19 protein-coding genes are annotated in these 21,030 nt (G+C 73.2%); 5 read left to right on the top strand and 14 right to left on the bottom strand.

Features of this window, described 5'->3' with window-relative positions:
- Positions 1-1,191, top strand: a complete 1,191-nt coding sequence (locus PKA89_RS00275) for a class I SAM-dependent methyltransferase (protein ID WP_324415406.1) — start codon at positions 1-3, stop codon at positions 1,189-1,191.
- Here PKA89_RS00275 and PKA89_RS00270 read toward each other — a convergent pair.
- The 4 genes from PKA89_RS00270 to PKA89_RS00255 all read right to left on the bottom strand — a co-directional run bounded on the left by PKA89_RS00270 (position 1,154) and on the right by PKA89_RS00255 (position 6,369).
- The gene (locus PKA89_RS00270) at positions 1,154-2,092 is read right to left on the bottom strand and encodes a glycosyltransferase family 2 protein (protein ID WP_324415404.1); all 939 of its coding nucleotides are present in this window, start codon (positions 2,090-2,092) and stop codon (positions 1,154-1,156) included. The genes PKA89_RS00275 and PKA89_RS00270 overlap by 38 nt on opposite strands.
- Positions 2,093-2,105: 13 nt before the next feature.
- Positions 2,106-2,996: a glycosyltransferase gene (locus PKA89_RS00265; RefSeq protein WP_324415402.1), complete on the bottom strand. Its 891-nt coding sequence runs from the start codon at positions 2,994-2,996 to the stop codon at positions 2,106-2,108.
- Positions 2,993-4,489: a lipopolysaccharide biosynthesis protein gene (locus PKA89_RS00260; protein ID WP_324415400.1), complete on the bottom strand. Its 1,497-nt coding sequence runs from the start codon at positions 4,487-4,489 to the stop codon at positions 2,993-2,995. Before PKA89_RS00260 ends, PKA89_RS00265 begins: the two co-directional genes overlap by 4 nt.
- Positions 4,490-4,629: 140 nt before the next feature.
- Positions 4,630-6,369 (bottom strand): right-handed parallel beta-helix repeat-containing protein, encoded by a 1,740-nt coding sequence (locus tag PKA89_RS00255; RefSeq protein ID WP_324415398.1) that lies wholly within the window; start codon positions 6,367-6,369, stop codon positions 4,630-4,632.
- A gap of 232 nt (positions 6,370-6,601) precedes the next feature.
- Here PKA89_RS00255 and PKA89_RS00250 point away from each other — a divergent pair, with 232 nt between their 5' ends.
- Positions 6,602-7,786, top strand: a complete 1,185-nt coding sequence (locus PKA89_RS00250; RefSeq protein ID WP_324415396.1) for a glycosyltransferase family 4 protein — start codon at positions 6,602-6,604, stop codon at positions 7,784-7,786.
- Here PKA89_RS00250 and PKA89_RS00245 read toward each other — a convergent pair.
- A complete protein-coding gene (locus PKA89_RS00245) occupies positions 7,750-8,877 on the bottom strand; it encodes an amidohydrolase family protein (protein ID WP_324415393.1) in 1,128 nt (375 codons plus the stop codon). The genes PKA89_RS00250 and PKA89_RS00245 overlap by 37 nt on opposite strands.
- A 167-nt stretch (positions 8,878-9,044) precedes the next feature.
- Between PKA89_RS00245 and PKA89_RS00240 the strand changes: the two genes are divergently transcribed.
- Positions 9,045-9,989 carry a glycosyltransferase family 2 protein gene (locus PKA89_RS00240; RefSeq protein WP_324415391.1) on the top strand — a complete coding sequence of 315 codons (945 nt, stop codon included), beginning with the start codon at positions 9,045-9,047 and terminating at the stop codon, positions 9,987-9,989.
- A gap of 27 nt (positions 9,990-10,016) precedes the next feature.
- Here PKA89_RS00240 and PKA89_RS00235 read toward each other — a convergent pair whose 3' ends face one another.
- The 4 genes from PKA89_RS00235 to PKA89_RS00220 all read right to left on the bottom strand — a co-directional run bounded on the left by PKA89_RS00235 (position 10,017) and on the right by PKA89_RS00220 (position 13,469).
- Positions 10,017-10,853 (bottom strand): glycosyltransferase family 2 protein, encoded by an 837-nt coding sequence (locus PKA89_RS00235; protein ID WP_324415389.1) that lies wholly within the window; start codon positions 10,851-10,853, stop codon positions 10,017-10,019.
- A 54-nt stretch (positions 10,854-10,907) separates the two neighbouring features.
- Positions 10,908-11,522 (bottom strand): aminoacyl-tRNA hydrolase, encoded by a 615-nt coding sequence (gene pth, locus PKA89_RS00230; RefSeq protein ID WP_324415387.1) that lies wholly within the window; start codon positions 11,520-11,522, stop codon positions 10,908-10,910.
- 74 nt (positions 11,523-11,596) lie between these two features.
- A complete protein-coding gene (locus tag PKA89_RS00225; protein WP_324415385.1) occupies positions 11,597-12,289 on the bottom strand; it encodes a 50S ribosomal protein L25/general stress protein Ctc in 693 nt (230 codons plus the stop codon).
- Between the two features lie 199 nt (positions 12,290-12,488).
- Positions 12,489-13,469: a DMT family transporter gene (locus PKA89_RS00220; RefSeq protein ID WP_324415383.1), complete on the bottom strand. Its 981-nt coding sequence runs from the start codon at positions 13,467-13,469 to the stop codon at positions 12,489-12,491.
- A gap of 101 nt (positions 13,470-13,570) precedes the next feature.
- Between PKA89_RS00220 and PKA89_RS00215 the strand changes: the two genes are divergently transcribed.
- The gene (locus PKA89_RS00215; RefSeq protein ID WP_324415381.1) at positions 13,571-14,128 is read left to right on the top strand and encodes a CGNR zinc finger domain-containing protein; all 558 of its coding nucleotides are present in this window, start codon (positions 13,571-13,573) and stop codon (positions 14,126-14,128) included.
- Between the two features lie 58 nt (positions 14,129-14,186).
- Here PKA89_RS00215 and PKA89_RS00210 read toward each other — a convergent pair whose 3' ends face one another.
- The 5 genes from PKA89_RS00210 to PKA89_RS00190 form a co-directional block, all read right to left on the bottom strand.
- A complete protein-coding gene (locus tag PKA89_RS00210; RefSeq protein WP_324415378.1) occupies positions 14,187-15,191 on the bottom strand; it encodes a ribose-phosphate diphosphokinase in 1,005 nt (334 codons plus the stop codon).
- The gene (glmU, locus tag PKA89_RS00205) at positions 15,188-16,663 is read right to left on the bottom strand and encodes a bifunctional UDP-N-acetylglucosamine diphosphorylase/glucosamine-1-phosphate N-acetyltransferase GlmU (RefSeq protein ID WP_324415376.1); all 1,476 of its coding nucleotides are present in this window, start codon (positions 16,661-16,663) and stop codon (positions 15,188-15,190) included. Before glmU ends, PKA89_RS00210 begins: the two co-directional genes overlap by 4 nt.
- Before the next feature lie 112 nt (positions 16,664-16,775).
- Positions 16,776-17,303, bottom strand: a complete 528-nt coding sequence (locus tag PKA89_RS00200) for a universal stress protein (RefSeq protein WP_324415374.1) — start codon at positions 17,301-17,303, stop codon at positions 16,776-16,778.
- A gap of 13 nt (positions 17,304-17,316) precedes the next feature.
- Positions 17,317-18,795 carry an MFS transporter gene (locus PKA89_RS00195; protein ID WP_324415372.1) on the bottom strand — a complete coding sequence of 493 codons (1,479 nt, stop codon included), beginning with the start codon at positions 18,793-18,795 and terminating at the stop codon, positions 17,317-17,319.
- A 279-nt stretch (positions 18,796-19,074) separates the two neighbouring features.
- On the bottom strand, positions 19,075-19,323 hold the full coding sequence (locus tag PKA89_RS00190) for a hypothetical protein (protein WP_324415370.1): 249 nt from the start codon (positions 19,321-19,323) through the stop codon (positions 19,075-19,077).
- A 620-nt stretch (positions 19,324-19,943) separates the two neighbouring features.
- Between PKA89_RS00190 and PKA89_RS00185 the strand changes: the two genes are divergently transcribed.
- Complete coding sequence (locus PKA89_RS00185; protein ID WP_324415368.1) at positions 19,944-20,984, top strand: right-handed parallel beta-helix repeat-containing protein; 1,041 nt, start codon at positions 19,944-19,946, stop codon at positions 20,982-20,984.
- Positions 20,985-21,030: the final 46 nt, after the last annotated feature.

Here is a 21,030-nt window from a genome sequence, read left to right as displayed (position 1 = left end):
ATGACGACCGCCGTCGACGACGCCTGCCCGCTGTGCGGTGGCACCGGGTCCCGGCCGTCGCTCTACCGGATCGCCTCGATCCCGGCACACTCGTGCCTCCTCATGGACACCCGGGAGGAGGCCCTCGCCGTCCACGAGGGGGCCATGGAGCTCGTCCGCTGCCCACGCTGCGGGTACCTCGCCAACCGCATGTTCGACGAGGCGCTCACCGCCTACAGCAGCCGCTACGAGGACTCCCAGGCGTTCTCGCGCACCTTCGTCGAGTACGCGCGCGGGCTGGCCCGGAGGTGGGTCGAGGACTGGGACCTCTCCGGCCGGACCGTCGCCGAGGTCGGGGCCGGGCGCGGAGACTTCAGCCGGCTGCTCGTGGAGGCGGGTGCCGCCCGGGTCCTCGCCGTCGACCCCACGATCGACCGCGCGCGGCTCGGGGAGGCACCGGGGGTCGAGCCCGTCGTGCGGCGGGTCGAGCACCCCGAGGACCTGCCGGCGTGCGACGCCGTCGTCATGCGCCACGTCCTCGAGCACGTCGACGCGCCGCGCGCCCTGCTCGGCGCGCTGCGAGAGGCCCTCGACGGACGTCCCGACGCGCCCGTGCTCGTCGAGGTCCCCGACGCCCGCCGCATCCTCGCCGAGGGCGCGTTCTGGGACGTCTACCACGAGCACTGCGCCTACCCGACCGCCGAGACCGTGCGCGAGCTGTTCGAGAGCTGCGGCTTCGAGGTGCGCTCGGTGTCCTCGGTGTACGACGCCCAGTACCTCCTCGTCGAGGCGACGGCCACCGGCGTGCCTCGGGCGGCCACCCTCGACCCGGACGTCCTGGGCCGCCTGGCCGCCGAGGCCGACGGCTTCGCCCGGCGGGTGGGGACCCGGGTCGAGCGGTGGCGCGACCTCCTCGGCGCGGCCGCCGACGACGGCGCGGAGGTCGTCGTGTGGGGGGGCGGGTCCAAGGGCACGGCCTTCCTCGCGGCCCTCGGCGGGCTGCGGTCGGCCGTGCGCAACGTCGTCGACGTCAACCCCCACGTGCACGGCCGGTTCGTCGCGGGCACCGGTCACGAGATCCGCGGGCCCGAGGACCTGCGCGCCCACCCGGCCGACCTCGTCGTCGTGATGAACCCCGTCTACTTCGACGAGATCACGGCCGAGGTGGCCCGGCTCAGCCCGGGAGCGCGGATCGTCGCCCTCGGGCGCTGAGCAGACGCTGCCTGGCCTGCCGGCCCCGGATGCGCAGCTCACCCGCGATGATCCGGGCCCGGCGGTGGCTGGTCAGCCATCCCGCGACGACCCCCAGGCAGCGCAGCCGGTCGCCCGGGGACAGGGGCGTCGTGAGGACCGCCCGCAGGTAGCCGACGAGCAGCCGCGACTGCGGCATCGGGAACGTGGCCCGGGCCGACGGGTCGAACCAGGAGGCGATCTGCTCGGGGGACTTGTCGACCGCCGAGGACGCCGCGTGCCGCCGGTTGTAGAAGAGCCGCTCGGGCACCTGGCGCCAACGGCCCCGCAGCGCGAGCTCGACGAGGAGGGTGGTGTCGGCGGCGGGGTTGGACCCGAGCAGGTGCGTGGCGAGGAAGACCTCGCGCCGCACCACCCCGTACACCGGGTAGCACATGTGCAGCAGCGTGTCCTCCGTCGGGCCGTCGAGGAGGCTCCGCAGCCGGGTCACCGGCGAGCGGTTGTCGAACGGGAGGTCGTCGCGGTACTCCGATACCTCGGCGCCGTCGGCGTCGATGACGGTCGTGAGCGGCCAGGCCAGGACGACGTCGGGCTCGGCGTCGAGGACCGCGGCGCACGCCTCGACACACCGCGGGTCGAGGCGGTCGTCGTACGCGTACCAACGGAAGTAGGGGGCCGTCGCCGCGGTGGCGACGTAGTTGTGGTTGAACGCGGCCCCTTGGTTCACCGGCTGCCGGACGTACCGGACCCTGGGGTCCTGCGCGGCGAAGCGCTCGCAGATCTCCTGCGTCCGGTCGGTCGAGGCGTTGTCGCTGATGACGACCTCGAGGTCGGCGTGAGTCTGGGCGAGGATGGAGGTGAGCGCCTCCTCGAGGTAGGGCTCCCCGTTGTACACGGGCAGGCCGACGGCGACACGGGTCACGGGAGGTCCTCTCTCACGGGTACCAGACCTTGTGCCGGAGCATCCCCTCGATCCGGCCGACGAGGGCGCCCGCCTGGGCCACCCAGATCATCCGGCGACGCCGGTCGAGCAACGGGTAGGGCCCGCGGCTGAGCAGCCACCAGCAGCGTTCGAGGGCCGCCCCCGGCGTGGGCCGGGTGGCGCCGTCGCCCCGGAACCGGCGGTAGAGCAGCACCTCGGCGCTCTTGTAGCGACGGATCTGCCGGAAGAGCGCCCGGACGCTGTCGCGGTACCGGTAGCCCATGACCGCCCCCGGCGCGAAGGCGAGCGCGAAGCCGTGCAGCTGGGCCCGCCAGCAGATGTCGACGTCCTCGCAGTAGGGCAGCGACTCGTCCCAGCCGCCCACCGCGTCGAGCACCCGGCGGCTCATGAGCACGTTGCACGAGGGGGCGTAGGGCAGGAAGCCGCACGGCCCCTCGGGCAGCGAGCGCCCGTACTCCGGGCCACCGCGGGCCGAGACGACCGTCGGGTCGTTGAGCGAGGTCACGTCGCAGGCCCCGGCGACGAGGTCGGCCTCGGTCCGCGCCGCGTAGAGCTCGCGCAGCCACCCGGGGTCGGCCACGTCGTCGGCGTCGCAGAACGCGACCCAGTCGGTGCTCGCGGCCTGTACCCCGCGGTTGCGGCCCACGGCCGGCCCGTGCACGACCCGCTCCGCCTGCCAGGGCAGGACCCGGACCCGCAAGCGGTCGGCGTAGGCCGGCACGGCGTCCAGCGAGCCGTCGGTGCACCCGTCGTCGACGACGATCACCTCGAACGGCTCCGCGAAGTCCTGCGCCGCGAGGGAGTCGAGCTGGGCGCGCAACAGCGGGCCGGGGTCGAGGACCGGGATGACCACGCTGACGACCGGTGCGGCGGCCCCACTCACCCGTGCACCTTCCGCCGGACCAGGCTGGTGGCCGCGGCGAGCCCGGGCGGCTTGACCAGGAGGACGAGGCCCCCGAAGACGACGAGGCCGACCGCAACCCCGACGACGAGCTCGACGAGCCAGGAGGCACCAGCCCCCCGGACGAGCGTGGTCGCACCGACGACCGCCGCGGTCATGACCGCCGTCAGGAGGACGTGCGGCAGGAGGCCACGCAGGAAGTCGCGCAGCCGCATCTCGATGTGGTGGAAGGCCAGCATCAGCCCGAACGGGGCGAGAACGAGGTTGCCGATCGTGTACGCGGCGGCGACGGCGACGATCCCCCACTGCACCGCGAGCAGGGTGAGCCCGGTGAGGACCACCGTGTAGACCAGGCCCCACCGGTAGGACCAGTCGCTCCGGCCCTTGGCCAGCAGCAGCTGGGCGCTCGAGCCGACGACCGACTGCACGGCGGCGGCCGGCGCGAGCCACACGACGATGGGGACGGCGTCGACCCACTTCTCGCCGAGCAGGACGTGGATGAGGGGCTCGGCGACCGCGGCCAGCCCGAAGAGCGCCGGGAACGTCACGAGCGCCACGACCTGCGAGGAACGCAGGTACCCGCTGCGCAGGGCGACGTTGTCGGACTGCCGCCGGGAGAAGGCCGGGAAGGTGACCTCGGCGACGACGCTGCTCACCGAGGAGACCGGTGCCAGCGCGGTGCTCTTGGCCATCGTGTAGAGGCCGAGCGGGGCGGCGCCGAGGAACCGGCTGATGATCAGCTTGTCGACCTGGTTGAAGAAGAAGAAGAGCATGTTCGAGAGGAACAGGTTGCGGCTGTAGCCCCAGATCGACCCCAGGCTCGCGGCGCTGATCGTGCGCGTCGGGCGCCAGCGGTCGAACCACCAGACGAACGCGGTGTCGACGCTCTCGCCGACGGCGACGCCGAGGACGAGCGCCCAGTACGACATCCCGAGGGCCGCACCGGTGATCGACACGGCGGCGGTGACGACCGCGGCGACGGTCGTGGAGACCGCCAGCTCGCCGAAGCGCAGGTCGCGGCGCAGCAGCGAGTGGTGGATCTGGCCCAGCGACGAGATCACCGCGATGCCCGCGAACGCCTGCAGCACACCCGTCGACTGCGGGTTGCCCAGGCCCGAGGCCAACGGTTCGGCGAGGAAGAACATCCCGGCCCCCAGGAGCAGCCCCATGCCGAGGTTGAGCGCGAAGACCGAGTTGCGCAGCACCTGGTCGGCCTGCGGGCGCTGGATGAGGGCCGAGCCGGTGCCGAGGTCTCTCAGCTGGTCGAGGAACGCGACGACGACGAGCGCGATCGCGACGACGCCGAAGTCGGCGGGGAGCAGGAGGCGCGCGAGGACGATGTTGGCGCCGAACCGGACCCCCTGCGAGACGACCTGCGCCATGGCCGTGTACCGGGCCGCGCGGGCGACGATGGTGACCCCGACCTGGTGGCCCTCCGGTGCGGTGGCGCCGGCGGAGCGCACGTCCTCGTCCATGCCTGCACCGTCACCTGACTCGACGTTCTTTCCCCTGACCCGGCCATGCTAGGACACCCGGAGGGCGCCCCGGGCGGACTTCGGGAACCCCGGGCGACCCTCGTCGGGGTGGCTCGTGGCCGGTCCCCGCCGCGGGCCGATCAGCCCATCCCGCAGAGGTTCAGGGGCTTGCCGGTGGCGTCCCAGACGTTGCCGCTGCTCCTGAAGGTCGACTTCGGGTTGGGGTAGCAGGCGTCCCAGTGGATGTCGCCGCCGATCCGGTTGCGCGTGACCGAGGTGTTGGTCGACGGGTCGATGAAGATCGGGAACCCGTACCCGAAGAGCCAGTTGCGGTCGATCGTGACGTTCGAGTTGCCACCGTTGGCGTCCTCGAGGTAGATCGCCGCGTTGAGCTGCGAGGTGTAGGGCCCGCCGTCGTAGACCGAGCACGAGATGGTCAGTCCGTTGACCCCGCGCACCTGAGTGCCGTCGTAGTGGGCGTCCGAGGACGGCCGCGGGTCGTGGAGGTAGTTGTAGCGCAGCGTCACCCCGCGCACCTGGCTCCCGCGGTCCGAGGTCACGTGGATGGCGTCCTCGCCGCCGCGGCCGAGGTTGGAGTACTGGACGACGACCGACGAGGCGCTCGAGATGCTGACGTTCTGGGCGGTGACGTGGTCGATTGTCACCTTGCTCCCCTGGACCAGGATGCCGCCGCTCACGGCGACGTTCTGCACGGTGACGTTCGAACCGGTGATCGTCAGGTCTGAGACGTTGGCGTTCTTCAGGACCGCACCGTTTCCGAGGGTGGTCCGCGACGAGCTCGACCGAGTGCCGTGTGCGCCGGTGGTGGAGGCGGAGGGCCGGACCGGGCAGGAGCCGATCGAGCCCGTCGCCGGCGTGGTCGACGACGGCGGCTTGGTCGTCGGGCGCGTCGTGGGGCTTGTCCGCGACGGACGCGGGGAGGCCTTGGTCGGCCTCGTCGACGGGGTGGGTGCGGGGGTCGGCGTCGCGGTCCTCGTGGGCGTCGAGGTCGGCGTGGGGGTCGCCGTCCCCGTGCCGACGCACGGTTGGACCGACGAGCCGTCGGTCCGCACGTTGTCGGACTGCCGGACCGGTGCCGGGTCCGTGTTCTGGCACAGGCCCCAGCGCGGCGTGGCGCCGAAGGTGTTGCGGTCGAGCCGGACGTTGCTCGCGCCCGTCATGACGGTGAAGCCGCCACCGTCGAGCCAGTTGTCGGAGACCTGCACGTCGGAGGTCCCACCGTTGGCGTCTTCGAGGTACAGGGCGGCGTTGCCGTACGCCCCGAGCTGGTACCTCGAGCAGGTGATCGACACCGACTGCGCGCCCCGCACGTGCGTGCCGCTGTACGAGGTGCGGTCCGTGGCCGCCGGGTCGTGGATGAAGTTGCCGGACAGCGTGATGTCGCGGACCTGCCTGGCCGGACCCTGGTCCGATGTCAGCTGGATCGCGGTCTCGCCGCCGGACAGGTTGGAGTCGCGGACCGAGACGCCCCGGGCGCCGGCGATGACGACGGCCTGCGCCGTGACGTGGTCGAGGGTCACGTCGTCGCCGGTGACGACGACCGTGCCCGGCACCTTGACGTGCCGGAGTGTGGCGCCGGCCGCCGTGACGTCGAGCGAGCCGGGGACGGCGACGCCGAACAGCTCCTCCCCCGGGGTGGTGACCGCGGTGAGGTCCCGGGCACGGGTCGCCTCGGTGGCGCCCGTGTTCGTGGCGGTGGGCCGCGCGGCGCAGCGCTGCGAGACGTCGGACACGGTGCTGCCGGGCAGGCGGAGGGCGAGGACGAGGGCGAGGACGGACGCCACGCACAGGCCGACCGCGAGCGCGCGGCGGCCCGTGCTCGAGGGCACGAGGCGGGTCAGGGGCGACAGGGACGTCATGGGCCGGGAACTCCGGACAGGGCTGGGAGGGATGCCCTGCCGAGACAGGACATGACGCGAGCCTGCACCTCGCGTCCTGACAGCCTGCACGAGTACGGCGGTCGTGCCGGTGGCTCCACTCTCGCAAAGGGTTCCGCACGGGTCAACCTCGCCCCCCCGCCGACGAGACGCCGCGCGGGCGGGCTCCCGTGGCCCGGCCACCGGCAGAGGGCCGACGTGCCAGAGTGGGGGCATGAGGCGAGCCGACCCGCCCCGGGTCCTCTACAGCTTCCCGCACACGCTCGGGGCCCCGGGGATCGGCACGACCGCGGCCGCGCAGGTCAGGGGGGTCCTCGACGTCGGCGTCGAGCTCACCGTCGTGTGCACCTCGTCGGTGGCGGACACGCACGGGGCCGACCTGCGCACGACGCTCACCGTCTTCGGTCACCGCGTGCCCCACCGGGTGTTCCTCACCCCGCAGCGGGCCTACGACCACCACGACCGCGTCGTGGCGTCCGTCCTGCGGCGCGGGGAGTTCGACGTCGTGCACACGTGGCCCCGCGGGTGCCTCCGCACCCTCTCCGCCGCCCGCCGCCTCGGGGTCCCCTCGCTGCGCGAGGCGCCGAGCCCGCACACCGGCCACGCGCTCCGGGCCGCCCGTCGGGCGGCGGCCGAGTGGGGCCTGGATCTGCCGGCGGACCACTCGCACGCCTACGACGAGGGCCTCATCGCCCGGGAGGAGGCGGAGTACCGGGCCGCCGACCACCTCCTCGTCCCCTCGGCCTACGCCCGGGACACCTTCGTGCAGGCCGGGCACCCTGCAGACCGGCTCCTCGGCTCCCGCTACGGCTTCGACCCCGCCCGCTTCCGGCCGGAGGACCGCCCGGTCCCCGCCGAGCGCCCGCTCTCCGCGGTGTTCCTCGGCCGCGGCGAGCCGAACAAGGGCCTGCACCTGGCCCTGGACGCCTGGTTCGGGTCGGGCGCGGCCGGCCGCGGCGGCCGCTTCGTCGTCGCCGGGGCCCTCTGGGCGCCGTACACCGACCAGCTCGCCGACCGGCTCGCCCACCCGAGCGTCGAGGTGGTCGGGTTCGTCGACGACACCCCCGCGCTGCTGGCCCGCTCCGACGTCCTCCTCCTGCCGAGCTACACCGAGGGCAGCGCGCTCGTCACCTACGAGGCCATGGGCAGCGGTTGCGTCCCGCTCGTCTCCGACGCCACGGGTGCGCCGGTCCTGGACGGGGTCGACGGCTTCGTCCACCCGGTCGGCGACGGGGCGGCGCTCACCGCCCAGCTGGCCGCGCTGGTCGAGGACCCCCTGCTGCTCGCCCGGACCCGCGCGGCCGTCCTCGCGCGGCGGGACGAGCTCACCTGGGCGGCAGCCGGGCGGCGGCTGGCGGAGGTCTACCGCTCGGTGCGGGACGGCGAGCCGGCCGGCTGACCCGACAGCACCCGTCGCGCGTTGCCCGCGTACAGCTTCTCGAGCAGCTCCGGCTCGAGCCCGAGCCCACTGATCGTCCACCGTCCGGCGTGCGGGACCTCGCCCGTCGAGTAGGGGAAGTACTCGTCCTCGGTCTCGGCGAGGCGGAAGTAGATCCGCACCTCCTCGGCACGGAAGGGGAAGACGTCGGTGCCGAAGAGGACCTGGTCGGGGTGGTCGGTCACGAGGCGCCGCGTCGCGCGGGGCTGGCGACCGAGCTCGCCGACCCGGGCGGCGACGTCGACGACGAGGTTCGGGTGGGCCGCGAGCAGGCCGGAGACCCACGCGAGGTCCTCGGTGCAGCCGGCGGCGTGCGCCGCGACCCACTGCGTCCGGGGATGGCGGCCCACGACCGTCTCGAGCGACTCGAGGAGGCGGGCGCGGCCCTCGGGGCCGAGCGCGGCCCGCGAGGAGCCGGGGAAGCGCCGCAGCTCCTCCAGGCGCTCGTTGTGCCGGTCCATCGGGAGGAAGAAGGCGAGCGGGTCGGCGACGTGGATGAGGACGGGCACGCCCAGCTCGCCGGCCGTCTCCCAGAGCCCATCGAGCCGCGGGTCGTCGGGGAGCACCCGCCGCCCCCCGGCGTCGGTGACGTCCAGCCCGAGGTCCTTCCACACCTTGAGCCCGCGCGCTCCGGCGTCGACCGAGGCCCGCAGCGACGCGGCCAGGCGCTCGTCCGCGTCCGGCCGCCTCAGCAGCTCCCAGTCGACGTGGCAGAAGGTCGCGAAGCGCTCCGGGTGCGCGCGGTCGTACCGGTCGAGGTTGGCCTCGAGTTCGGCACTCCAGCGGCCGTCGAGGTTGACGACCGTCGCGATGTTGCACGCGTCGAGGTCGGCGAGCAGCCGGCCCACGTCCGGCGCCATCCAGCTTCCGTCGCGGGTGAGCCACCGCCCCAGGTGGTTGTGCACGTCGACGGCGGGGACGGCGGCCGCGGGTACGTGGTGCTCGGGCAACGTGAGGAGGGACCGGGGGGCGAACCGGTCGAGGCGCGGCGCCGGGTGGGCGAACCGCCGGGCACGGTTGCGCAGGGCCCGACCGGCGCGCCTGGCGTCCACGGTGCACGTCCTCCCTGCGCTGATGTGACGTCCGGCAGCGTATCCCGGCTGCGGCGAGCGCCGCCGGTGGATGCGCCGGACGTCGCCGGGGTCACACCCGTGCCGGGCGCCCGGTTTGCGGCGGCGAACTCCGGCGGGGCTCCGGCCCGCCGTGCGATGATCCCGGGGTGACCGAGGGAGAGCCGCCGCAGCTGCTCGTCGTCACCGTCACGTGGAACAGCCGAGAGCACCTCGAGGGCTTCGCGGAGTCGCTCGCCCGCGGGGCGGAGGGGCTGCGCTGGCACCTCGTCGTCGCGGACAACGCCTCGAGCGACGGCACTCCCGAGGCGGTCGAGGCCCTCGAGTGGCCCGTGGGCGGCACGGTCGAGGTGCTGCGCACGGGGGGCAACCTCGGGTACGCGGGCGGCATCAACGCCGCCCTGCGGGTGCTGCCACCGGACCTGCCCCTGCTCGTCACCAACCCCGACGTGCGCTACACCGGCGCCGCCGTGACCCGGTTGTTCGACGCCTGCGCGTCCGGGGTGGCCGACATTGCCGTGCCGGTGCAGGTCGACGGCGAGGGCACCGCCCTGCCCACGCTGCGCCGCGCCCCGAGCGTCGCGCGCGCCTGGGGCGAGGCCGTCCTCGGCGGGGCCCGCGCCGGGGCCCGCCCGCGCTGGGGCGAGATGGTCACCGACCCCGCCGCGTACCGGCGGGCGACAGTGGCCGACTGGGCCTCCGGGTCCGTGCTGCTCGTCGCCGGCGCGTGCCGACGGGTCGTCGAGCCCTGGGACGAGCGCTACTTCCTGTACTCGGAGGAGACCGACCTCGCATTGCGCGCCAAGGACGCCGGGTTCCGAGTGCGGCTGGTCCCGGACGCCGTCTGCACCCACCTCCTGGGCGACTCGCACCGCAGCCCCGGCCTCTGGGCCCTCCTCAGCGTCAACCGGGTCCGGCTGTTCCGCCGGCGACACGGACCGGTGCCGACCGCCGCGTTCCGGCTCGGTCTCGTCGTCGGGAGCGTGGCTCGGCTGGTCGCCACCCGCGACCGCACCCACGCCGCCGCGCTGCGCTGGCTGGTCGCGCCGTCTCGGAGCTGGCCGCGCCTCGTCGCCCGGCTGCAGGGGGGCTGACCACGCGGTGCGGCCGTCGGGCTGTCGTCAGCCCCGGGCCCGGTCGTCGCGCCAGGAGGCCTGCCGGCCCGAACGGGCGGCCAGCTCCGCGGCCAGCGTCAGGGCGACGTAGACGACCGCCGCGGGCGCCAGCCACGGCCGGCGCAGGACGACCCCGGCCCAGGCGAGCCGGTCGCTGCGGGAGCCGTCGGCCGGGCCCGCCGGTACGGGGCCTGGCGGCACCGGGTCGCTCGAGCCGGCGCGCAGCAACCGGTTTCCCTGCCGCACCCGCACGAGGCGCCGGTACAGCTCACCGGTGCGGCGAGGCATCCGCACGCGGACCGTGACCTCCGAGACGACCCGCTTCTCACCGGCGGCGAACAGCCCGTCGAGGAACAGGTCATCGGCCACGAGCTCGGGAAAACGCTCGAACCGGGCACGGCCCTCCTCGGACAGCACGACGAGACCACGCCCGAAGAGGCCTGTCGCCATGACCGGGAGGTGCTGGTGGACCGCCGCGTAGGCCCGGACCGGCAGGGCGCAGCCGCGCACGTCGAGGACGCGCCGCGGCGCGACGGCGAGGACGGAGCCACCAAGGGAGGCCGCAAGACGCAGCAGGTCGGCGGCCGGCACCCGAATGTCGGCGTCGAGATAGGCCCGGGGGAAGCCCGCGGCCGCCGCGTCACCCGCGTCGAGGGCCGCGGTCTTGCCCGGTTCCGCGCGCTCGACGACGGTTACCCCCCGCCCCCGGGCGATCGCCGCGGTGTCGTCGGTGCAGCCGTTCGGCACCACGACGACCTCGAGCGGCGGCTCGTGCCGGAGCGCGTCGAGGCAGGCGCCGATGACGGCCTCCTCGTTGTACGCCGCGATGACGACGCTGACCACACCCGACTCCCTCCGCTCCCAACGGCCGTGAGTCTACGGACGACGCGACCGAGTTCAGCGGGGGGCGTGCACCCGCTGCTGCGCGTCGAGCAGCCCGAGGGTGACGAGCTGCTCCACGGCGTCGGCCGCCTCGTCGAGGACGAACGGCAGCTCCTTGCGCTCGGCCGGCGAGAAGTCGCGCAGGACGAAGTCGGCGGGGTCCATTCGGCCGGGCGGGCGGCCGATACCGACCCGCACCCGGTGGTAGTCCTTCGTGCCGAGCGACGAGGAGATGGACCGCAGCCCGTTGTGCCCGCCTTCTCCCCCACCGCGCTTGAGCCGGATGGCGCCGGCGTCGATGTCGAGCTCGTCGTGGACGACGACGAGCCGCTCGGTGGGGATCGAGAAGAAGGAGAGCAGCGCCTTGACCGGCCCGCCGGACTCGTTCATGTAGCACGACGGCACGGCGACGACGGCCGCAGGGCCGGGCACGCCGCCGGGTCCGGTGCCGAGGCGCACCTGGGCGGCGACGGCGCGCGCCTTGTGGGTGCGCAGGGTGTCACCGGAGCGACGGACGATCTCGTCGACGACCATGGCGCCGACGTTGTGCCGGTTGCCGGCGTACCCCGGGCCGGGGTTGCCGAGGCCGACGACGAGCCAGGGTCCGGAGTCGCTCACGGCGTCGATCATGCCATCCGCCCGGGGGACGACGACGGGGCCCGGTCCGTGCGGACCGGGCCCCGTCGTTGTGTGTGGTGTGCGGCTCAGGCCTCGTCGGCCTTCGCCTCGGCGTCGCCCTCGGATGCCCCGCCCTCGGCGGCGGCCTCGCCCTCGGCGGCCTCGTCCTCGGCGTCCTCGCGCTCGATGCCGACCTCGGCCTCGGCGGCCTCGAGCTCGGCCTCGAGCTCCTCGGCGGTGACCTGCTGGGTGACGTTGACGACGAGCACCTCGGGGTCGGTGACGAGGGTGGCGCCCGCCGGGAGGGTGACGTCGCTGGCGTGGACCTGGTGGCCGGCCTCGAAGCCCTCGACGGAGACGGTGACCCACTCGGGGATGTTCGTCGCCTCGACCTCGAGCTCGAGGGTCGACTGGACGGTCGTGACGACGGTCTCGGGGGCGGCCTCGCCCTCGACGTGCACGCCCACCTCGACGTGGACCTTCTCGCCCTTGCGGACGACGACGAGGTCGACGTGCTCGATGACCGGCTTGATCGGGTCGCGCTGGACGTCCTTGGCGAGCGCCATGTGCTCCTTGCCGTCGATGACGAGCGTGAGGAGGGCGTTCGTGTGCTTGAGGGCCAGCATCGCCTCGTGGCCCGGGAGGGTGATGTGCACCGGGTCGGTGCCGTGGCCGTACATGACGGCGGGGATCTTGTCGGCGCGGCGGATCTTGCGGGCGGCGCCCTTGCCGAACTGGGTGCGCTGCTCGACGACGAGCTTGGTGACCTCGCTGGACACGGTTGACTCCTGGGGTGGTTCGAAGCGGACGGTTCGTCGGTCCTCGACGCGGGACGTGGCACCGGACCGGCGCGCGAACGGCCCGCGGACCCCCTCGGGTCTGCGCGCCGCCAGCGTCGATCACGGATGGTCGCGGGCCCTGCGGCCGCCGGACTCCTTCGTCCGGTGCGACGTCCCTCGCCGAGGCAACCCCGAGAGTCTAGGCGACCGGTGACGGAAGGTCGAAATCGGCGGGCGCCTGCGGCTCCCGCCGGGCCCCGCGCCGCTCCCCGACCCGCACCGCCGCGACCCCGGCGAGGATGACGACGCCGCCGACGAGCTGCCACGGACCGGGCAGCTCGCCGAGGACCACCCAGGCGAAGAGGACCGCGAAGAGCACCTCGGTGAGCCCGACGAACGAGGCGAGGGTGGAGCCGAGGTGGCGCGCCCCGAGGACCCCGAGGACGTACGCGACCGCGGCAGCGACGACGACGAGCTCGGCGAGGGCCACCCACGCGGGAGCCGAGGCGCCGGCGAGCCCGACCCGCGCGGCGCCGAACCGCATCGGGATGACCCCGCTCGCCCCGAGCAGGGCGAGGACGACGGCGCCGGCCGCGAGGCCGAACGCGGCGAAGGTGAACGAGGGCAGCGACGTCGGGCGCGCGGCGAGGACGTAGTGGCCGGCGAGGCCGGCGGCGGCGAGCGTGCCCCAGGCGACGCCGACGAGGTCGGGGGTGCTCTGCCCGGTGACGTCCAGGACGAGGGCGAGGCCGACGAGCGCGAGGACGACGCCGACGCCGGTCAGCCGGTGGGGTGCGCGCCGGGTCAGCGCCCAGACGGCGAGCACGACGAGGACGATGCCGAGGTACTCGATGAGCAACGCGACCCCGACGGTCAGCCGCTCGACGGCTTGGAAGTAGCCGAGCTGCGCCGCGGCGACGGCGAGGCACCCGTAGAGGGTGGTCAGCGGGAGCTCGCGGACGACCGAACGCATCCGGTGGCGGACCTGCCAGAGCCCGACGGGCAGCAGGAGGGCCGACGCGCCGGCGATCCGGACGAGGACGACCGCCCCCGGTGACCACCCCGCCTCGATGAGCGCCTTGGCGAACGGTCCGGAGGTGCCGAAGGCGGCGCTGGAGAGCAGCAGCGCGAGCAGACCCACCCCGACGTGCCTGCGAACGGCCTCGACCACGGTGGCCACCTCCCGGTGCGTCTCGACCCCGCCTCGGCCGGCCACGGCCTGTAAGGAGTCAAATGTTATGTTGATCCTGACGCTAGGACATCACCCTGTCAGGAGTCAAGATGGTGTTCACCCATGACACCGACGTCGTGCTGCGGCACGCGGCAGCCCTCGTCAACACCGCGCCCGGGCACGGGTCGAGCGAGGTCGAGGACCTCCCCGACCTCGCGGCGGTCCTCGCCTGGATGGACCGCTGGTCGTGGAGCGGCGCTCGGCCCACGACCGAGGCCGAGGTCGCGGCGCTGCACCGCGTCCGCGCCCGCATCGGGCGTCTCTGGGTCGCCACGCTCGAGCAGCAGGTCGAGGAGGTGAACGCACTGCTCGCCGCCGGCCGAGCCCTCCCCCGGCTCGTCGAGCACGACGGCCAGGGCTGGCACGTCCACGCGACCGACGACGCGGCGCCGTTCGCCGACCGGGTCGCGGTCGAGCTGGCGATGGCGATGGTCGACGTCATCCGGGCCGGGGAGCGCGAGCGGCTCGCCGTCTGCTCCGCCGAGGACTGCGACGACGTGTACGTCGACCTGTCCCGCAACCGCTCCCGCAAGTTCTGCGAGGGCACGTGCGGCACCCGGGCGAACGTCGCCGCCTACCGGGCCCGCAAGGCCGGCGAGGCCTCCTGAGCCGCTGAGTCGGCGGCCAGGCGGTCAGGCGGTCAGGTGGTCAGGCGCGGCCAGGCGGTCAGGCGCGGCCGCCGAAGAGGCTCGTCACCGAGCCGTCCTCGAAGACCTCCTTGACGGCCGCGCTGATCAGCGGCGCGATGGAGAGCGTCGTCAGGCGCTCGAACTCCTTCTCCGGGGAGATCGGGAGGGTGTTGGTGACGATGACCTCGCGGGCCGAGCAGGCCTGGAGCCGCTCGACCGCCGGTTCGGAGAGGATCGCGTGCGTCGCGGCGATGACGACGTCCTTGGCGCCGTCGGCCTTCAGTGCGTCGGCGGCCTTGGTGATCGTGCCACCGGTGTCGATCATGTCGTCGACGAGCACGCAGACCCGGCCGCGCACGTCACCGACGACGCGGTTGGCGACCATCTCGTTGGGACGGTTGATGTCCCGGGTCTTGTGGATGAAGGCCAGCGGCGCTCCGCCGAGGCGCTTGGACCACTGCTCGGCGACCTTGATGCGCCCGGCGTCCGGCGAGACGACCGCGAGGTGCTCGTCGCCGTACCGGCGCGCGACGTACTCCGAGAGCACCGGGATGGCCATCAGGTGGTCGACCGGGCCGTCGAAGAACCCCTGGATCTGGTCGGTGTGCAGGTCGACGCAGATGAGCCGGTCCGCGCCGGCCGTGCGGAACAGGTCGGCGACGAGCCGGGCGCTGATCGGCTCGCGGCCGCGGTGCTTCTTGTCCTGCCGGGCGTAGCCGTAGAACGGCATGACGACGGTGATCCGCTTGGCACTGGCCCGCTTCAACGCGTCGACCATGAGCAGGTGCTCCATGATGTTCTCGTTGATCGGGCTGGTGTGGCTCTGGATGACGAACGCGTCCGAGCCGCGCACCGACTCCTCGAAGCGCACGTAGATCTCGCCGTTGGCGAAGTCGTAGGCGCTCGTCGGGACGAGCTCGGTGCCCAGCTGCGCCGCGACCTCCTGGGCCAGACCGGGGTTCGCCCGGCCCGAGAAGACCATGAGCTGCTTCTTGGGCCGCTTGCGGATGTTGGCCGACGGCGGTCGGTTGTCCTTGCTCACCGGTCGGTGTCCTCCGGGGTCGGCTCGGTGTCCGGGCTCTGCCGGTCGGCGCGGGCGCGCGCGGCGGCGTCCGCGGTGCGGGTGCCGGCGCGGGCGCGGGCGACCCATCCGTCGATGTTGCGCTGCCGCGCACGGGCGACGGCGATCTGTCCGGGCTCGACGTCCTGGGTCAGGGCGCTGCCCGCGCCGACGTAGGCGCCGTCGGCGATGTCCACCGGGCTGACGACGACCGTGTGCGAGCCGACGAAGCTGTGCGCCCCGACGCTCGAGTGGTGCTTCGCGACGCCGTCGTAGTTGGCGAAGACGGTGCCGGCGCCGATGTTGGCCCCCTCGCCGATCGTCACGTCGCCGGCGTACGTGAGGTGCGGGACCTTGGCCCCCTCGCCGATCTCGGCGTTCTTGGTCTCGACGAACCCGCCGATCTTGCCGCGGGCCCCGAGCCGGGTCCCGGGGCGCAGGTAGGAGTAGGGGCCGACCGTCGCACCGGGACCGACGACCGCGAGGTTGGCGACCGCGCGGGTGACCTCGGCGCCGTCGCCGACCTCGGTGTCGGTGAGGGTGACCTCCGGCCCGATGACGGCCTCGGCGCCGATGCTCGTCGCGCCGAGCAGCTGGGTGCCCGGGAGGATCGTCGCGTCGCGCCCGATGCTCACGTCGACGTCGATCCACGTCGTGGCCGGGTCGACGATCGTCACGCCGGCGCGCATGTGCTGCTCGCAGACGCGCTGGTTGAGGACCCGGCCCAGCTGCGCGAGCTGGACGCGGTCGTTGACGCCCTCGGTCTGCCACGGGTCGTCGACGACGTGGGCGCTGACCGCCCGCCCCGACTCCCGGGCGATCTGGACGACGTCGGTGAGGTACTTCTCGCCCTGCGCGTTGTCGGTGCCGACCCGGGCCAGGGCCTCGCGCAGCAGGTCGGCGTCGAACGCGTAGATGCCCGAGTTGATCTCGGTGATCGCCCGCTCGTCCTCGCTCGCGTCCTTCTGCTCGACGATGCGCGCGACGTGGCCGTCGGCGTCGCGGACCACGCGGCCGTAGCCGGTGGGGTCGGCGAGGTGGGCGGTGATGACCGAGACCGCGCTGCCGGAGGTCGTGTGCGCCTCGGTGAGCGCGACGAGGGTCTCGCCGGTGAGCAGCGGCACGTCGCCGTAGGTCACGAGGACGGTGCCCGTGAGGTCGGCGGGGAGCACCTCGAGGCCGCACTCGACGGCCCGGCCGGTGCCCTTGACGTCGTCCTGGTCGGCGATGACGAGGTCGGGGTCGAAGGCGGCGCAGAACTCGACCACCCGGTCCCGCTCGTGCCGGACGACCACCGAGACGTGCTCGGCCCGCGTCGCGCGGGCAGCCCGGACGGCGTGCCCGAGGAGGGTGGTCCCGCCGATGCGGTGGAGGACCTTGGGGGTCGACGACTTCATCCGCGTCCCCTCGCCTGCGGCGAGGACGATGACGGCGGCCGGTGCGGCGGCGTTCACGCTCGGGTGCTCCCGGGGAGGTGGCGGCGGGCGGACCGCCTCACTCTACCGGCGGGCGGCGGGAGCCCGGACCGCGGCATCCACCCGGCCCGGACCCGCTGCCGGCCCGCGATCAGTCCCGGCGGGTGCCGAGGCCCGGCCGGCCCGCACTCCCCGCCGCCCGGACGGCGGCCCACCCGGCCCGTCCGAGACCCGACTCCGGCTCGCCCGAGATCCGCGGCGGCATGACGACGACGGGGCACCGCGCGGCGTAGACCAGGCGGTGCGCGAAGAGCGGTGAGGAGGCCAGCGACCGCGGCGCGTCGACGACCAGCAGGTCGGCGTCGACCGCGGCGTCGAGCAGGGCCCGGCGGCGGTCACCGCGCACCACCCGGACGTCGACGCCGTGGTCGGGGCCGAGGACGCCGGCGACGTCGGCCAGCAGGGCCTCCATCGCCGCGTGCTCGGTGTCCGCCGCGCTGCCGACCCGGGAGGCCGTCGTCCCGGACGGCGTGGCCTGGGGGTTGGGCGTGCGCCAGGCGCGGACCGCGACGACCCGGCCCCCGTGCGCGGCGGCCTGTTCGTGTGCCCACCGCAGGGCCGTCGGTGAGCTGGACCGCGGGCTGACCCCGACGACGACGGTGTAGGTGTGCTCGCTCATCGTGGTCCCCCGATCAGACCGGCAGGTGGACGGTCTCGTTGCCGTCCTCGTCGTAGCTCGTCAGGGGTGGCGCGATCTCCTCGAGCGACTTGTTCTCCGCGTCGACGCCCCACACCGCGGCGACCGCGGCTCCGATGAGCATGATGGCCGTCGCGATGAGGTAGCCCCAGAACATCGGGGTGCGGTCCTTGCCGTCGCCGATCAGCCAGCCGTAGAACACCGGGCCGATCGAGCCGAAGATCTGGGCGATGGCGAAGAAGTACGAGATCGCCTGTCCGCGCACCTCCAGGGGGAAGATCTCCGAGACCGTCAGGTAGCCGGCGGAGGCCCCCGCGGACGCGAAGAAGAAGGCGACGCACCAGAAGGCGGTGTGCACGCCCGGCCCGATCGCGTTCTGCTGGAACAGCCAGGCCGAGATCGCGAGCACGATGCCCGCGAACGAGTAGCAGCCGGTGATCATCTTGCGCCGGCCCACCGTGTCGAAGAGCGGACCGAGCAGCAACGGACCCAGGAGGTTGCCGATGGCGAAGGGGAAGAAGTACAGCGCCGCTTCCGACGCGCTCTTGTCGTAGAAGTTCTGCAGGACGAGCGCGTAGGTGAAGAAGATCGCGTTGTAGAGGAAGCTCTGCGTGATCATGAGCGTGGCCCCGAGGACGGTTCGGGTCGGGTACATCTTGAAGAAGACGTAGCCGAGCTGCTTGGGCGTCAAGCCTTCTCGACCCTTGATCCACATCGCGTCGTCGTCGGAGTGCTCCGGCAGCTGCTTGCCGGCGGCCCGCACGTCGTCCTCGAGGTCGGAGACGACCTTCTCGGCCGCCTCTCCGTGGCCGTGCGTCACCATCCACCGCGGGCTCTCGGGGATGTGCCGCCGCAGGTAGATGATCCCGAGGCCGAGGATCGGGCCGATGAAGAACGCGATGCGCCAGCCGACGTTCTGGTCGAAGCGGTCGGTGTCGAGGAGGATCGTCGAGGCGAAGGCGCCGATCGCCGCACCCGCCCAGTAGGTGCCGTTGATCGCGAGGTCGACCCGCCCGCGGAAGCGACCCGGGATCAGCTCGTCGACGGCGGAGTTCACGGCCGAGTACTCACCGCCGATGCCCATGCCCGAGATGAACCGGAAGGCGAGGAAGAGGATCATGTTCGGCGCGAGCCCCGCTGCCGCGGCGGCGACGAGGTAGAGCGCCAGGGTCAGGGTGAAGAGGCGCTTGCGGCCCCACGAGTCGGTGAGCCGGCCGAAGATGATGGCGCCGAAGACCTGCCCGACGAGGTAGACGGTGCCCGCGAGGCCGACGTCGGCGGCGGACATGTCGAGCGACTTCTCGAACCCACCCGCGGCGACGATCTGCGCCTCGAGCCCGTCGAGGATCCAGGCCGTCCCGAGCCCGAAGATCACGAGCCAGTGGAACTTCACCCACGGCATGTCGTGCATCCGTGCCGGGATGAGGCTCTTGACCGGCTTCTCGTCCGTCTGCGTCGACTGCGTCGTCGTCACCGCACCCCTCCTGAGGCGTTCGCACCCGGGTCGCCGGGCGTCGCACCCGAAGGGACGCCGGTCCGGGGACCGGGCACGGCGACCGGTCGGGTGCGTGGTTGCTGGGCCATCGGCAACGTACGCCCGGAGGGTGGCGCCGCGGGGCTTACGGGACACACGGGACGCACGGGATGCCGACCGGGTGCCCGCGGCGTCAGCGGGGCAGCGGTCTCGGAGCGCGCCGCCGGAGAGCCGAAAGGGTTGCGGGAGAGCCGTTTCCGGAGAGGCGCTCCGAGTCGGTCAGCGGTGGCGACGGATGCGCACGGGCTCGCCGTCGACCGGCGGCTCGGCGCGGGCGGGCCGCGTCTTGACGTGGACGTCGACCGCGATGCCGGCGAGGAACGCCCCGACGCCCGTCCACCGGGCCCACAACGGCAGGTACGGAGCAGCCATGCCGAGGCACACCACCAAGGCCGTCATCATGATCCCGAGATACAGCAGCGACCAGAAGGTCCACCGCAGGGCGGTGCTGATCATGTCCAGGTTCATCCCTGCTCCTCAGGACTCGTCGCCTCACGCCGAATATGACCGATTGTCGCACCGGATTCAACCGTTCGGAGGATGCGGATCCGATCACCCGGGCCCCGGACAGCGCATGCGACACGTGGATCCCACGCGTCGCGCAGGGACTGTGACCCTCGTCACCTGGACGGTCGCGGGCGGTGCGTACCGATGGACCGCTTGACCTGCCGAGTTCTGCATCGAGGAGTGCTCTGATGTTCGAACGCCTGTCACGCTCCTGAGACGGTCGGTTCCTGCGAGGCCCACGCTGTGGTTGGGCAGCGCCTAGCCTCGATCAGGACCGAAGAGGGTAGTACCCCGGACCCGGACCGCACAGGTGTTTTTGTGCAACTCGGGACGAATCGCCAGAGATCGCCGGGGAAAACCACTGCTCTTCATGCCCCAGCGGGTACCGACGCAACACTGAATGTGACGTGTTGAGTAACCGCCAGTCGCCGGAATCGGCAGTGGTGGCGCGTACGCAGGGAGCGCCGTCGCCACCCGGATCTGACGGCGAGTGATCGAAGGAGCACCACCGTGACACCGTCACGTCCCCTGCACACCCCCTCTGTTGCGCCCCGCCCCGTCCACGGTCGGAGGCTCGCGTGATGCCCCGCCGCCTCCTCCCTGTGGCCGCGGTCGCCGCCAGCGTCCTCGTCGGCGCCTCCGCCGTCGCCGCCCTCGGTGACGACGAGGCCGTCGGCGCCGCGCCCGCCCCCGCCGTAACCACGTCGACGACGACCGCCCCGTCCGACGGCGCCCACCCGGTCGACTCGGCCGTGCCCCCCGCCCCCGCGCGGGCGGGTCGACCGGTCACCCCGCGGGCCAACTCCCGGCCGGTCGCCTACGCCTCCCGGTCGGTCAGGCTCCGCAGGTACGTGCCGGCCCCAGCGCCGGCCCGCCCCGCCCCGGTCACACCGGTGCCGGCGAGCAGCACCTGCGCCATGAAGCCGTCCGCGGCGACGACGGGTGCCGCCGGCACGCGCACGACCAGCTCCGTCACCACCCTGACCAGTGGTCAGACGCTCGCGAACGCGAACGTCCGCAGCCTGACGATCACCGGTGACAACGTCACCGTCCGCAACGTCCACGTGGCTGAAGGCATCCTCGTGACCGGCACCCACGTGACCATCAGCCACGTCACGACGCCGGACATCGGCATCTCGAGTGCCCAGCACGTGCTCGTCGAGTACACGAACATCGGCAACAGCCTCAACGACGCCATCCACGTGACATCTGATCGGGGCCGGATGGTCACCGACGTCACCCTCCAGTACAACTACCTGCACGACCCCAAGCCGCCGGCCGACGCGCACTACGACGGCACCCAGGTCCGTGGCGTCAACGGGCTGCGGGTGTCTTGCTCGGTCTACGACGCAGGGAAGTACACCCCGCAGCTCAACGCCGCGATCTACCTCGAGGACGCCAACGGCGGGAACTCGAACGTCACCATCGACGGAAACTGGCTCTACGGAACCGGCATCTCCCTCTTCATCGACCCCTCCGTCAACACGGTGGTGACGAAGAACCGCCTGGGCGGCGACCTGCACTGGGGTCCCTGCTACCAGAACGCCAAGTCGAAGTACACGAGCAGCGGCAACGTCTGGGACAGCACCGGTCAGCCGGTCAATCTCTGCGGCAACGGCTGAGCCCGTCCGGGTGGCTCGGGGCGGAGGCCGGTGACCGGCCCCCGCC

It is taken from the genome of Phycicoccus sp. (genome assembly GCF_035325325.1).
GTDB lineage: Bacteria > Actinomycetota > Actinomycetes > Actinomycetales > Dermatophilaceae > Phycicoccus.
The sequence above is the reverse complement of the archived record's forward strand: the minus strand, read 5'-3'. Positions and strand labels throughout refer to the sequence as shown.

What these genes read in the sequence shown, in the direction of transcription:
- pth (WP_324415387.1), bottom strand. Translation starts at nt 11,522, where the DNA reads ATGATCGACGCCGTGAGCGACTCCGGACCCTGGCTCGTCGTCGGCCTC.
- PKA89_RS00260 (WP_324415400.1), bottom strand. Translation starts at nt 4,489, where the DNA reads ATGGACGAGGACGTGCGCTCCGCCGGCGCCACCGCACCGGAGGGCCAC.
- PKA89_RS00185 (WP_324415368.1), top strand. Translation starts at nt 19,944, where the DNA reads ATGCCCCGCCGCCTCCTCCCTGTGGCCGCGGTCGCCGCCAGCGTCCTC.
- PKA89_RS00190 (WP_324415370.1), bottom strand. Translation starts at nt 19,323, where the DNA reads ATGAACCTGGACATGATCAGCACCGCCCTGCGGTGGACCTTCTGGTCG.
- PKA89_RS00255 (WP_324415398.1), bottom strand. Translation starts at nt 6,369, where the DNA reads ATGACGTCCCTGTCGCCCCTGACCCGCCTCGTGCCCTCGAGCACGGGC.
- PKA89_RS00200 (WP_324415374.1), bottom strand. Translation starts at nt 17,303, where the DNA reads ATGAGCGAGCACACCTACACCGTCGTCGTCGGGGTCAGCCCGCGGTCC.
- PKA89_RS00275 (WP_324415406.1), top strand. Translation starts at nt 1, where the DNA reads ATGACGACCGCCGTCGACGACGCCTGCCCGCTGTGCGGTGGCACCGGG.
- PKA89_RS00215 (WP_324415381.1), top strand. Translation starts at nt 13,571, where the DNA reads ATGGTGTTCACCCATGACACCGACGTCGTGCTGCGGCACGCGGCAGCC.
- PKA89_RS00250 (WP_324415396.1), top strand. Translation starts at nt 6,602, where the DNA reads ATGAGGCGAGCCGACCCGCCCCGGGTCCTCTACAGCTTCCCGCACACG.